Genomic DNA, 12,716 nt, shown 5'->3' on the forward strand with positions numbered 1-12,716 from the left:
CCCTCAGGCAGCGGCCAGGGCCAGCAGCCGGGGCCCGAGGGCCTGCAGCGTCGGGTCGGGCTCGAGGTCGGTGCGCAGCAGGCAACGTTCGTCGTCGGCGGTCAGCACGCGCCTGGCGAGCTCCAGCGCGGCCGCCTCCAGCCGTCGGGCGGTGGACTCCGAGACCTCCAGCCGCCGCGCCAGGACGCGCAGGCTGTGGGTGGGGCGCTCGATCCCGAACCGCAGCCGGAGGAACTCCGCGGCCTCCCCGCAGATCAGGTTGAGGAAGTCGGTGCCCACGCTCTCGACCCGGTCGAAGTCTGCGAGGAAGACCGCCTGGGCGCTGGGGATCTCGTCGATGGGGGCGGTGTGCACCTGGGCGATGGCGACCGCCTGCCGGCTCGTGCCGATGACGTCGGCCAGCTCCTGGTGTCCCAGCTCTCCGCGTTCGGCCTCCACCCTGCGGATCCGCTGTCGCACACGCTGCCGGTGGAGCGGGCCCTCCAGCATCCCCCCGCGGCGCGCCGCGCTGGCGGCGACGGCGTGACGGACGTAGTCGTGCGCGAGCGTGGTGAAGCGCAGGCCTCGCCGGTGGTCGTAGCGCTGCATGGCCTCGGCCAGCCCGATGCACCCGTCCTGGAACAGGTCGTCCACGGGCAGGGACTGCCGTTTGGCGAAGTCCATGGCATGGCGGCGCACGAGGCGCAGGTTGGCGATCCAGAGCTCCCGCCAGGCCTCCCGCCCGTCGTCTCGGACCTTGCGCAGCAGGTGTTGGTCCGGCCGAGTGCCCTCGCGCAGCAGGTGCTCGGCATAGACCCCCGCCTCGATGCGACGGGCGAGCTCGACCTCGTCCTCGGCGCGCAGGAGCGGTGCTTTCAGGTGGTCATCAAGGAAGGCCATGCACGGCAGTCTGGACACCCGAGGGGTGGCCGGGCCAGAGTCATGCCCGGATCGACAACACCTCGGGTCGGGTTGCCAACACCTTCGGCCGAACTGACAACACCTGGCCGTGATTTGGCAACACTCAGGCCGCCTTCGCCGTCTCCAGCTTCCCGGCCCTGCGCAGGTTCGCCACAGCCACCCCGATGATCGCAAGGGTCAGCACGCCGCCCAGCAGCTTGGCCCACAACTGGCCTGCGATGAACAGGCACATCATCGCCAGCAGCGTGGGCAGCAGGTACCGGCAGGACCACACGATGTAACCGCCGAAGCTGGGCATCTTCACGCCGGTGTCCTCGGCCACGGCCTTGACCATGAAGTTGGGACCGTTGCCGATGTAGGTCATGGCGCCCCAGAACACGGAGCCGAGGCTGATCGCGGTCAGGAACCCGACGGGGACGCCTGCGACGAGCTCCACGCCGGTGGCGTCCCGGCCGAGGGTCTGCGCCATCTCGAAGAACGTGGCGTAGGTGGGGGCGTTGTCCAGGACGGCCGAGAGGCCACCGCTGAACAGGAAGAACGTCACGTCGTTGAGGGGGAGCTTCGGTGCCAGCTGCCCCAGCACCCGCAGTGCAGGGATCATGGTGAGGAAGATGCCGACGAACAGTGCCGCCACCTCCAGGATCGGACCCCAGGTGAACTTGTTGTTGACGTAGCGGACCTCGTTGCTGCCCAGGCCCAGCGAGAGCGCCGCGGCACCGAGCATCACCAGTTCGCGCCACGGCACGTACTGGTGCCACAGGGCGTGACCCGCCTCGATGGCGTGCAGGTCGATCGACGGCGCCAGGGCCACCGCGAGCACCACCATGACGAGGAAGAACAGGTGGCGTCGGCCGAGGACATAGAGCTTCTTGACCTCTTCGAGGTCCCACATGATGTTCGCGGGCGGCTCCTTCTCGTAGAGCACCTTGTCCAGGGCGTAGTAGCTGAGGATCAGCAGCGCGTTCACGAACAACCACTGCGGGAACAGGGTGAGGGTCCACGTGAACGGGACGCCGCGCAGCATGCCGAGGAACAGCGGCGGGTCACCCAGTGGGGTGAGGAGGCCGCCGGCGTTGGCGACGGTGAAGATGAAGAAGATCACGGTGTGGGCGCGGTACTTGCGCTGCTGGTTGGTCTTCAACAGCGGCCGGACCAGGAGCATCGCGGCCCCGGTGGTCCCGATGAAGGAGGCGATCAGGGCGCCGAAGGCGATGAACTTGGTGTTGGTCACCGGCCGGGCGGCGATGTCGCCACCGAGGTGGATGCCGCCGGAGATCACGAACAGGGCCAGCAGCAAGATGATGAACTGGGCGTACTCGACCAAGGCGTGCACCACGGGGGAAGGCCCCTCGAGGACCGTCATGAACAAGGCGACGGGGATGCCGAGGGCGAGCGCCACCACGAGCTTGCTGCGGTTCTTGTCCCACCAGTGTTCGGTGGCGGGGATGAGGGGGAGGACGGCGATGCACAGCAGCATCACGACGAACGGGATCACCGTCCACCACGCCAGTGAGGTCTCAAGCAGCACGATTCGTCCTTTCCGGTTCGGCCAATCTAGTGGCGCTGTTCGCGACGGGCACAATGGATGCCATGAGTTTCATGGCATCCCGTCCGGACAAGTCCCTGCTGCGTGAGCTGGCACAGGAGGCGGGCCGCAAGGTGGCCGTCCTCGCACACGGCTCCGGCCCCGAGACGACGGTCCTGGCCGGTCGTGAGTTGCTGGCGTTGCGGCACCTCGGCACATGGGAGCTCTGGGGCTGGGACGAGGTGCTGAAGGGATCCTGGAAGGCCGAGCAGTCCACCTTCACCTGGACCGTCGGAGGCAACCGCAAGGTGGAGGCGAAGCTCGACGACGTGGGCCGGCTGCCGGAGGTGTTCCGGGAGCGCGTGCAGGCCTCCACCGTCGCCACCGAGGCCCACGACCTGCCGCGGGGCAGCATCCAGATCGTCGGCCGGCGGCGCCTCGACGGCAGCGACGAGATCACCTGGTACACCTCCGCCAGCGGCGGCGCCTCCTTGGCGGACCCGGCGACGGCGGCGTTCATCGTCGAGCGCACCGACGCCCTGAAACAGGAGTGGGTGCGCGGGTAGGCGCCCCTCACCCGGCGAGGTGGCGAGCCTCGAACGTGCGCACCGTGGCGTGCAGGTCAGCGTCCTCCAGCGTCGTGCCGCCGAACCCGCCGTGCGGCATCGCCTCGAACACGTGCAGTTCGGCCTCCACGCCGGCGGCCAGCAGCCGGCGGTGCAGCCTGACCGTGTTGGACAGGAACAGGTCCCGGGTGCCCGACTGCAGCAGCGTCGGGGGGAACCCCTTCGGGTCACCGAACAGGGGAGACACGTACGGGTCGGTGAGGTCCGCGCCGGCGGCGTAGAGCCGGTTCGGGACCTCCAGGGACGCCAGGACGTTGTCGATGCCCGCGAGGGTCCGGAACGAGTCACCGGACTCGGTGAGGTCGGCCTCCGGGCTGCGCAGCACCAGCGCGGCAGGCATCGGCAGGCCCTCGTCGCGCGCCCGCAGCAGCAGCGCGGCGGCGAGGTTGCCGCCGGCGGAGTTGCCCGACACCAGGATTCGGTCGGGTGAGCGCACCTCCAGGGCCCGCCGGTAGAGCGCCAACATGTCCTCGAGCGCGGCCGGGTAGGGGTGCAGCGGAGGGACGCGGTAGTCGGGAGCCCAAGTGATGCCGTCGCGGCCGACGGCGTCGGGAACCGCCTGGATCCAGGCCAGCTCGCCCCCGCCCAGGTAGAGCGCGCCGCCGTGGGCGTCGATGAAGATCGGGGTCTCGCCGTCGTCCACGAGGCTGGCCGGGGTGATCACGTGGGTGGTGGTGCCGTCGATCTCGAAGGTGGAGCGGGTGTAGGTGTCCGCGGGCGGCAGGCCGGCCTCGTACATCGGGCGCACCGCCGTGTTCACGGCGTCGGTGAATGCCAGCCAGCCATCTGTGTCGCCGATCTCGGGGAACGGTGGGCTGGGGAAGTCGGGGCGGGACAGGAACTCCCGAGCGGGGGTGCTCAGGGCTTCGGGCGGCTCGGGGCGGTAGCGGGGCGCGGGCTGGTCCACGGGTGTCCTCTCAGGCAATGGTGACCTGGGTCTCGGTGTCCACCAGTTCGACGAAGGTGCGGCCCGGGGTCATGAGCAGGGGTGAACCGTCGTCGAGGGTGAACCTGAACGGTTCAGCCTCGGAGCCCTTGGTCCAGGTGCCGGTGACGTACCTGCCGCCGCTGGCGTAGAGGAAGGTGTCGGTGCCGTCGATGACCTCGTAGATGGGTTCGGCGCCGCCCGAGCCCGCGTGGATCTTGTCGCGGTACAGTTCGGCGCGGATCACCAGGATGTTGTCGGTGGTGACGCGGCTGCCGTCGAGCAGGACGTGCTCGCCCCAGGGCATGCTGCGCAGCCACGTCCCGGTGGCCTCGTCGAAGTCGTAGGCCATCCGGTAGTCGTCGCCCTGGTGGGGGACCTCGACGCGTGCCGCCGGGTCCCCCTTGTTGATGCTGGGTTCGTCCACGTCGGTGGCGAAGGGCAGGTAGGGCACGGGTGGGCCGTCGGGGAAGACGCCGGAGACCTCGGCCAGTTTGCCGGGATGGCACACCAGCGCACGGTCGTAATAGGTCTGGCCCTCGTACTTGCGGATCCGGTCCTGGTTGACCGAGTAGGCGCCGGTGCCCTTCATGTCGATGTAGACCAAGTCGCTGGAGATGACCTCGGAGAAGCTCTCGAGATAGTTCACCACCCAGCGGGCGCCGCCGCTGCTGCCCAGGACTGCGTGCATGGGGGCGAGCAGCGGTACGTCGACGGGGCGCAGCGAGCGCACCGGTGCGGCATTGGCTGCCATGACGGAGTGGAATACCGGCATCAGGCGGGTGCCGTCGTAGCCGTTGGGGTTGCGGTACCCGTCGGCCTGCACGAAGACGATGTCGGCCTCGTTGATGCCCTCCTGCGGGTGCTCGTTCTTGTTGTCGGGCACCTTCACCGCCACCGCCGGGTGCGCTCCCGCCGTCGGGTCCGTCATCAGCATGCCGGTGAGTGGCCACCGGGGCCGGTCGTCGACGGTGGGGGTGGGGCTCGGGGTGGGCGTCGGTGTGGGGGACGGCGACGGCGAGGGTGACGGGCTGGCGCTCTCCGCAGCGACGCTCGGGGCGCAGGCCGAGACCCCGACGGCAGCGGCGGCCAGCACGCCGCCGAGCGCATGGCGTCGTGTGATCTCTTGCATGTGGGGTTCCCCTCCGAGCAATTGTTTCCCGCCGGCGAGCGTATCGGTTGCAGGCACTGCGGTCACCATCGCGATCACGGACCGAGCACTGCGGGACGCTACCCCGACCGCTTCCCGCTACCGCCATGGCGGTAGCGTCTGCGATCCGGGTAGCGGCTGCGAAACGGGTGGCGTCCGGCGGCCGGATGGTGCTCCGCCGCGCACACCATCCAGAAACAAGAACCGCCCCGACCCGGCCCAAGGCCTTGTCGGAGCGGTTTGCGTTGGGTTGGCTCCCCGGACTGGACTCGAACCAGTAACCCTTCGATTAACAGTCGAATGCTCTGCCAATTGAGCTACCAGGGACCGGTGGCTGTTCCCAACCACGCGAGGTGAAACACTACCAGAGAGATCGCGGGACTGAGAAATCAGCCCTCCCGGCCGACGGTGCGGGCGCTGCCGGCGTCGAGGGCGGCCAGGAAGTTGTCCGCCCAGTCATTGATGGTGTGCTCGCTGACCTGCTTGCGCAGCGAGCGCAGCCGCCGCCGCTTGGCGGCGGGCGTGTCGTTCAGGGCCTTGAGGAAGACTTCCTTCATCCCGTTGAGGTCGTAGGGGTTGACCATGTAGGCCTGCCGCAGTTCCCGCGCCGCGCCGGCGAACTCGCTGAGCACCAGCGCGCCTCCGTCGGAGGGGTGGCAGGCGATGTACTCCTTGGCGACGAGGTTCATGCCGTCGCGCAGCGGGGTGACGAGCATGACGTCGGCGATCCGGTACAGGGCCGCCATGGTGGCCCGCGGGAACGAGGAGTGGCGGTACACGATCGGGGGACGGCCCACACCGCCCACCTCGGAGTTGATGCGGCCCACGAGGAGGTCGATGTCGTCGCGCAGGCGCCGGTACTCGTCGACCCGTTCCCGCGACGGCGTCGCCACCTGGAAGAACACGACCTCCTCCGGGTCCAGCTTCCCCTCGGTGAACAGCTCACCCATGGCCCGCACCCGCTGGCGCAGCCCCTTGGTGTAGTCCAGGCGGTCAACGCCCAGGAACACGGTCTTCGGATTGCCCAGCTCGGCGAGGAGCGCTTCCGCCTCGGCCACCACCTCGGGGCTCTCGGCGAGCTCGCGGAAGCCGTCGGTGTCGATGGAGATCGGGAACGCACGTGCGATGCAGACGTGGGTGCCGTCCACCTGCACCGAGTCCTTGTCCACCTTGTGGCTGGTGCGGGTCCGCACCAGGCGCAGGAAGTTGCTGGCGCCGCCCGGCACCTGGAAGCCGACGAGGTCCGCGCCCAGCATGCCCTCGAGCAGTTCCTTGCGCCACGGCAACTGCTGGTACAGCTCCACCGGTGGGAACGGGATGTGCAGGAAGAACCCGATCCGCAGGTCGGGCCGCTGTACGCGCAGCAACTGCGGCACCAGGAGGAGTTGATAGTCCTGCACCCACACCGTCGCGCCCTCGGCGGCCACCTCAGCCGCGGCGTCCGCGAAGCGCTGGTTCACACGCTTGTAGGCGTCCCACCACTCGCGATGGAACTCGGGGAAGGCGACCGAGTCGTGGAACAGGGGCCACAGGGTGGCGTTGGAGAAGCCCTCGTAGTACTCCTCCACCTCCTGCGCGCTGAGCGCGACGGGCTTGATCTCGTAGCCGTCGTGCTCGAAGGGCTCGACCACCTCGTCGGGGGCGCCGTGCCAGCCCACCCAGGCGCCACCGCGCTTGCGCATCACCGGCTCCAGGGCCGTCACGAGCCCACCGGGCGCGGTCCGCCACGAGACCTCGCCGTCGGGTCCGGTGTCCCGGTCCACGGACAGTCGATTCGCAACTACAAGGAACGTTGCACCAGTTTCAGCGATGGGCACTTCGTCGGCCACGTCTACCTCCATTGTCGGACCCACCCTACCGCCGCGGCATGGCAGGCTGGCTCCATGGACACCAACACCTGGCATCCCGTGACCGATGCGGGCCGCGACTTCGGAGACCTCGTGGCGGCCCATCCGGACCGTGTGCTGCTGGCCCTGGACTTCGACGGAACCCTCGCCCACCTCGTGCCCGACCCCGAGGACTCCCGGCTGCACGACACCTCGGCCACGGCCCTCGGGGAACTGGGGCGCCGCCTCGGGCAGCTGGCCATCATCACCGGTCGGCCCGTGGACGCGGTACGCAGGCTGGGAGCGCTCGAGGGACGCCCGGGCCTGGACCGGCTCGTGGTGCTGGGACAGTACGGGGCCGAACGCTGGGACGCGGCCACGGGCGAGGTCCACGTGCCCGAGGCCGACGACGGCGTGGCGGCCGCCAAGCGCGATCTGGTTTCCCTGTTGGCTGAACTGGCTGCGGCGGGTCACCCCGTCGCCGGCGTCCACCTCGAGGACAAGGGCGGGCGCGCCATCGGCGTCCACACCCGTCGCGCCGACGATCCGGAGGGTGCGCTGGCCGTGCTGGACACCGAGGTCCGCCGGATCGGGGAGCGGCATGGGCTGCACGCCGAGCCGGGACGACTGGTGCTGGAACTGCGCGCGTCGAACAGGACCAAGGGCGACGCGCTGGCCGAACTGGTCGCCGCGCACTCGCCCGCGCTCGTCGCGATGGTGGGCGACGACCTGGGCGACCTGCCCGCCTTCAACCTGCTCGCGCAGCTGCGGGAGCAGGGGATGGCTTGTTGCGCCGTCGTATCCTCGTCCCAGGAGCAGCCCGCGCTCACCGAGGTGGCCGACGTCGTGTGCGACGGTCCCGACGGCGTGGCGGACTGGCTCACCGAGCTTGCGAGGAGAGTGTCATGACTGGGACCACCGCGGTGCCGGCCGGCGAGGCCGTCGACGAGCACGCCCACCACCACGGCTACATCAGCGACAAGGCCCGGTACCTGACCAGGCTCAAGCGCATCGAGGGCCAGGTGCGGGGCGTGCACCGGATGGTGGACGAGGACGTGTACTGCATCGACATCCTCACCCAGATCAGCGCGCTCACCTCCGCCCTGGAGAACGTGGCGCTCGCGCTGCTGGACGACCACATCGCGCACTGCGTGGTGGATGCCGCCAAGAACGGCGGCCCGGACGCGGAGGCGAAGCTGAAGGAGGCCTCGGCCGCCATCACGAGGCTGGTCAAGTCCTGAACCGGTCGCCGGTTCCGAGGCACGCGGTGGGGCGTGCGGGGCTCGAACCCGCGACCGAGTGGTTATGAGCCACCTGCGCTAACCGGCTGCGCCAACGCCCCCGTAGTGGAATGTGTTGGCGATACTACCCCTCATGGACCCGCTGGTCAGGGGTGTGTCGCAAGTTTCGTTCAGCGGTTGCCGCGGTAGAGCGAGATTCCCTCCGGCAGCAGCCGGGGGAGTTCAGCGTGGACCATGTCCGCCAGCTGGTCCTGGCGCCCCGGGGTCATGCGGCTCGCGAGCGAGGTGATCGAGAGCGCGGCGACGGCGTCGTCGCCCCGCATCAGGGCCATGCCGATGCAAGCCACGCCGGGTTCGTTCTCCTCGTTCTCGACGGAGTAGCCGCGTTCGCGGGCGAGTGCGATCTGCTCGCGGAGTTGCGCGAGCGTCACGTCCCGGTCCGCGGGCAGGCTGCGGATGTAGATGTCGAGTTGGTCGTCGGGCACCCCGCGCGCAGCCAGCAGCGCGCGACCGAGGGAACTGGCCGCGATGGGAACCCGCTGTCCCACTGCGGACCACACCCGGATGGCACGCGCCCCGGGCTCCACCTTGTCCAGGTAGACCACCTCGTCGTCGGACCAGGAGCCCAGGTGCACGAGTTCCTCGGCCTTGCGGGCAACCTCCACCAGCGCGGGGTGGAGCACCGCCACCAGGTTGTCCCCGGTGAGGAAGCGGTCCCCGAGTGCGATGGCGGTGGGGCCGAGCCGGTAGTCGCCGCCTTCGGTCTGGACGGCGTAGCCGCGGCTGCGGAAGGTGGACAGCGCCCGGTAGGCGGTGGACTTGTTGACGCCGGTGCGCTCGGACAGGGCCGCCAGTCCCACGCCTGCGGGTCCGGCCTCGGCGAGCGCGCTGAGGATCGCGAGGGCGCGGTCGATCGCCTCGATCCGTGGTGCATCCGTCATCCCTCCAGTCTGGCACCCCCGCCGCGAACCTGCTAGATTGCGGCTATCGAAAAGCTGAGTTTCAATGAATGAAACGCGAGGAGATGAGAATGGCTGTACTCGACGAAATGGTCGAAGCGCTGCTGGTGCCCGTGGTGGTGCTCGACGACGCCGCCGACGCCACCCCACTCGGTGACGCCCTGGTGGCAGGCGGGATCCCGGTGGCCGAGGTCACCTTCCGCACCGCTGCCGCCCCCGATGCGATCAAGGCGCTCGCCGGGCGCGACGACCTCCTCGTCGGGGCCGGGACCGTCGTCAGCCCCGAGCAGGTGGACCGCGCCGTCGATGCCGGCGCACGTTTCATCGTCAGCCCGGGTCTCCTGCCCGAGGTTGTGCGCCGTGCCCAGGAGCGCGACGTCGCCATCGTGCCCGGCGCGGTCACGCCGTCGGAGATCATGACGGCCCTCAGCCTGGGACTGGACACCGTCAAGTTCTTCCCCGCCAACGTCTACGGCGGCCCCTCGGCCATCAAGGCCCTCGGTGCCCCGTTCGGCCAGGTGAAGTTCGTGCCCACCGGTGGCGTGTCCGCAGAGAACCTGGACCAGTACCTCTCCCTGCCCAACGTCATCGCCGCCGGCGGCTCGTGGATGGTCAAGCCGTCCCTGTTCGCCGATGGTGACTTCACCGCCGTCACAGACCTGTCCCGGGCCGCCGTCGCGGCCGCGAAGAAGATCAAGGAGAACGCATGACCATCCAGCTCCGCCCCGCCGAGGAGTGCCGCTACGACGCCGTCTCGCTCGGCGAGATCATGCTGCGGCTGGACCCGGGGGAGTTCCGGATCCGCACCGCACGTCGCTTCGAGGCCTGGGAGGGTGGCGGCGAGTACAACGTCGTGCGCGGCCTGTCCCGGGTCTTCGGCCTGCGCTCGGCCGCCATCTCCTCGTTCGTCGACGACGAGGTGGGCCGCCTCGTCGAGGGGTTCATGCTCGCCGGCGGCGTGGACACCTCCCTGCTGAAGTGGGTCAAGTCCGACGGCATCGGCCGCACCGTGCGCAACGGGCTCAACTTCACCGAGCGCGGATTCGGGCTGCGCAAGGCCAAGGGCGTCTCGGACCGCGGCAACACCGCCATCTCCAAGCTCCGCGCCGACGACGTGGACTGGGACCACGTCTTCGGTGACCTGGGCGTGCGCTGGCTCCACACCGGCGGCATCTACGCCGCCCTGTCCGAGCAGTCGGCCGAGACCGCGCTGGCCGCCCTGAAGGCGGCCAAGAAGCACGGCACCATCGTGTCCTACGACCTCAACTACCGCCCCAGCCTGTGGGCCTCCATCGGCGGCCAGGCCCGGGCGCAGGAGGTCAACCGCGAACTGGCGCGCCACGTCGACGTCATGATCGGCAACGAGGAGGACTTCACCGCCTCCCTCGGCTTCGAGATCGAGGGTGTCGACGAGAACCTCACCGAACTGCCCATCGAGGGCTTCAAGCGGATGATCGCCGACGTGTCCGAGGAGTTCCAGAACTTCCAGGTCATCGGCACCACGATGCGCGGCGTCACCAGCGCGTCGGTCAACGACTGGAGCGCCATCGCGTGGTCCCGCGAGACCGGCGTCGTGCAGGCCGCTGACCGCAAGGGCATCGAGATCATGGACCGCGTCGGCGGCGGCGACTCCTTCGCCTCCGGCCTGATCTACGGCCTGATCACCGGTGAACCACTGCAGACCGCCGTCGAGTACGGCGCCGCGCACGGAGCGCTCGCCCAGACCACCCCGGGAGACACGTCCATGGTGACCGCCGCGGACGTCATCCACCTGGCGGGCGGCGGCAGCGCACGCGTCGACCGCTGAACCGATCACTCCACCACCGGGCCCGGGCGCGCTGCGTCCGGGCCCCGTGCGTCTGCGCCCTGGGTGATCGCGCGGCGGCTCCGGAGCGTGAACCCGTCGCACGGCACTAACGTTGGGGCATGATCGAGCTCCTGACCGCCTCCCCTCTGCTCACGATCATGCTCGTGGTGGCGCTGGGGGCCGCGATCGGCATCATCCCCTTCGGTCCGGTGCGTTTCGGTGCCGCGGGGGCGCTGTTCGTCGGCCTCGCCGTCGGGGCCCTGGACCCGGCGCTGGGGGAGAACCTCACCCTCGTGTCCAACCTCGGCCTGGCCCTGTTCGTGTACATGGTGGGCATCGCCGCAGGTGAGACGTTCTTCGCGGACCTGCGTCGACAACTGCCGCTGATGGGCCTCGGCGTGGGCGTGATCGCGGTGGTGGCGGTGCTCGCGGTGGTGCTGGGTCTGGCCCTCGGACTGGACGCCGGGCTGATCACCGGCACCCTCGCGGGCGCGCTCACCTCCACACCCGCCCTGGCGGCGGCGACGGCGGCCACCGGCAGTGCCGAGGCCGGCGTCGGCTACTCCATGGGCTATCCGGTGGGAGTGGTCCTGTCCATCCTCGTGGTGTCGGTGGTGATCCGCCGCAAGTGGCCGGCGAAGCGGGACTCCGCCTCCGCCGACGGCGAGGCCATCGTCGCCGAGTCGGTGCAGGTGGACCGGCCGACGCCGCTGCGCCGGGTGCCCGGGTGGCGCGAGCAGACCATCAAGATGAGCTACCTGATCCGCGACGGGCACACCCGGGTCCTGGCCCCGGGGGAGGACCTCCTGCCGGGGGACCGGGTGCTCGTGGTCGGGTCCCACGACGCCGTGACGCCGGCGGTCGAGTACCTCGGCACGCCGCTCGGCAAGGAACTCACCAACGACAGGGAGGACGTCGACTTCAAGCGCTTCGTCGTCTCCGAGCCCGACGTGGCCGGCCGAACCGTGGCGCAGCTGAACCTCCCCAGCCGCCTGGGTGGGGTGATCACCAGGGTCCGCCGTGGGGACAGCGACCTGCTCGCGCGCGACGACCTCGTCCTGCAACTCGGTGACCGCGTGCTCGCCGTGGTGCCGCGAAGCGAGCTCCCGGCCACCGCGAAGTTCTTCGGCGACTCGGAGCGCAAGGTCTCCGAGGTCGACGCCCTCGCCCTCGGCCTCGGCGTCACCCTGGGCCTGCTGCTGGGCAGCGTCACCGTCGGCATCGGCGCCGTGCAATTCTCCCTCGGTGCGGCGGCCGGACCGCTGCTCGTCGGGATGGTGCTCGGTGCGGTCCACCGCACCGGCCCGCTGAACTGGGACGTCCCGCACTCCGCCAACCTGACCATCCGACAGCTCGGGCTGCTGTTGTTCCTCGCCACCGCCGGCCTGGCAGCCGGGCCCATGTTCGCCTCCCAGGTGCTCACCCTCACCGGCGCGAAGGTGGTGGGCCTCGCGGCCTTGGTGGTGGTGGCCTCGGCCGTCGCCTTCCTGCTCGGGGCCCGGCTGCTGGGGCTCAGCGCCCCGCGCGCCTCCGGCGGCTTCGCGGGCTACGTCGGCCAGCCGGCCATCCTGGCGTTCGCGCAGGGGCGGGTCAACGACGAACGGATCGAGGCCGGCTACGCGGCGCTGTTCGCGCTCGGGATCATCGCCAAGATCCTTGCGGTGCAGGTCATCGGCGCCCTCATGACGGGCTCCTGAGCGCCAACCGTGTCCCAGTACCCGGCGTGGGTGGCCCCTCCCATGGTTGGCGATAGACTC

The 12,716-nt window shown here is 70.0% G+C and carries 12 protein-coding genes and 2 tRNA genes; 6 read left to right on the forward strand and 8 right to left on the reverse strand.

All coding sequences use genetic code 11. The annotated features are described in order from the left end of the window. Nucleotides 1-3: 3 nt before the first annotated feature. Together ACYU7G_RS14665 and ACYU7G_RS14670 are read right to left on the reverse strand one after the other, a co-directional pair. Nucleotides 4-879 (reverse strand): sigma-70 family RNA polymerase sigma factor, encoded by an 876-nt coding sequence (locus tag ACYU7G_RS14665; protein WP_461109091.1) that lies wholly within the window; start codon nt 877-879, stop codon nt 4-6. 124 nt (nt 880-1,003) lie between these two features. Continuing rightward, a complete protein-coding gene (locus ACYU7G_RS14670) occupies nt 1,004-2,428 on the reverse strand; it encodes a sodium:proton antiporter (protein WP_461109093.1) in 1,425 nt (474 codons plus the stop codon). A gap of 62 nt (nt 2,429-2,490) precedes the next feature. On the opposite strand from ACYU7G_RS14670, the gene ACYU7G_RS14675 reads away from it, so the two are divergent. After that, nucleotides 2,491-2,991, forward strand: a complete 501-nt coding sequence (locus ACYU7G_RS14675) for a hypothetical protein (RefSeq protein ID WP_461109095.1) — start codon at nt 2,491-2,493, stop codon at nt 2,989-2,991. Between the two features lie 7 nt (nt 2,992-2,998). Here ACYU7G_RS14675 and ACYU7G_RS14680 read toward each other — a convergent pair whose 3' ends face one another. From ACYU7G_RS14680 to ACYU7G_RS14695, 4 genes are all read right to left on the reverse strand, one after another. Continuing rightward, entirely contained in the window at nt 2,999-3,958 is a 960-nt protein-coding gene (locus tag ACYU7G_RS14680; RefSeq protein WP_461109097.1) for an alpha/beta hydrolase fold domain-containing protein, read from the reverse strand. 10 nt (nt 3,959-3,968) lie between these two features. Beyond that, nucleotides 3,969-5,108 carry a DUF3048 domain-containing protein gene (locus ACYU7G_RS14685; protein WP_461109099.1) on the reverse strand — a complete coding sequence of 380 codons (1,140 nt, stop codon included), beginning with the start codon at nt 5,106-5,108 and terminating at the stop codon, nt 3,969-3,971. Nucleotides 5,109-5,377: 269 nt separating this feature from the next. Continuing rightward, nucleotides 5,378-5,453, reverse strand: a tRNA-Asn gene (locus ACYU7G_RS14690). 62 nt (nt 5,454-5,515) lie between these two features. Then, a complete protein-coding gene (locus ACYU7G_RS14695) occupies nt 5,516-6,967 on the reverse strand; it encodes an alpha,alpha-trehalose-phosphate synthase (UDP-forming) (RefSeq protein WP_461109101.1) in 1,452 nt (483 codons plus the stop codon). 42 nt (nt 6,968-7,009) lie between these two features. On the opposite strand from ACYU7G_RS14695, the gene otsB reads away from it, so the two are divergent. Together otsB and ACYU7G_RS14705 are read left to right on the forward strand one after the other, a co-directional pair. Beyond that, nucleotides 7,010-7,861, forward strand: a complete 852-nt coding sequence (otsB, locus tag ACYU7G_RS14700) for a trehalose-phosphatase (RefSeq protein WP_461109103.1) — start codon at nt 7,010-7,012, stop codon at nt 7,859-7,861. Next, nucleotides 7,858-8,193, forward strand: a complete 336-nt coding sequence (locus ACYU7G_RS14705; RefSeq protein WP_461109105.1) for a metal-sensitive transcriptional regulator — start codon at nt 7,858-7,860, stop codon at nt 8,191-8,193. The genes otsB and ACYU7G_RS14705 overlap by 4 nt, the downstream gene beginning before the upstream one ends. A gap of 27 nt (nt 8,194-8,220) precedes the next feature. Here the strand turns inward: ACYU7G_RS14705 and ACYU7G_RS14710 are convergent. Together ACYU7G_RS14710 and ACYU7G_RS14715 are read right to left on the reverse strand one after the other, a co-directional pair. Then, a tRNA-Ile gene (locus ACYU7G_RS14710) sits at nt 8,221-8,294 on the reverse strand. 69 nt (nt 8,295-8,363) lie between these two features. After that, complete coding sequence (locus ACYU7G_RS14715) at nt 8,364-9,134, reverse strand: IclR family transcriptional regulator (RefSeq protein WP_461109107.1); 771 nt, start codon at nt 9,132-9,134, stop codon at nt 8,364-8,366. A gap of 89 nt (nt 9,135-9,223) precedes the next feature. On the opposite strand from ACYU7G_RS14715, the gene ACYU7G_RS14720 reads away from it, so the two are divergent. The 3 genes from ACYU7G_RS14720 to ACYU7G_RS14730 all read left to right on the forward strand — a co-directional run bounded on the left by ACYU7G_RS14720 (nt 9,224) and on the right by ACYU7G_RS14730 (nt 12,656). Further along, nucleotides 9,224-9,862: a bifunctional 4-hydroxy-2-oxoglutarate aldolase/2-dehydro-3-deoxy-phosphogluconate aldolase gene (locus tag ACYU7G_RS14720; RefSeq protein WP_461109109.1), complete on the forward strand. Its 639-nt coding sequence runs from the start codon at nt 9,224-9,226 to the stop codon at nt 9,860-9,862. Then, a complete protein-coding gene (locus ACYU7G_RS14725) occupies nt 9,859-10,959 on the forward strand; it encodes a sugar kinase (protein ID WP_461109111.1) in 1,101 nt (366 codons plus the stop codon). Before ACYU7G_RS14720 ends, ACYU7G_RS14725 begins: the two co-directional genes overlap by 4 nt. Before the next feature lie 119 nt (nt 10,960-11,078). Further along, nucleotides 11,079-12,656, forward strand: a complete 1,578-nt coding sequence (locus tag ACYU7G_RS14730) for an aspartate-alanine antiporter-like transporter (RefSeq protein WP_461109113.1) — start codon at nt 11,079-11,081, stop codon at nt 12,654-12,656. The last annotated feature ends 60 nt before the right edge of the window (nt 12,657-12,716 follow it).

Source organism: Tessaracoccus terricola, from assembly GCF_054776555.1.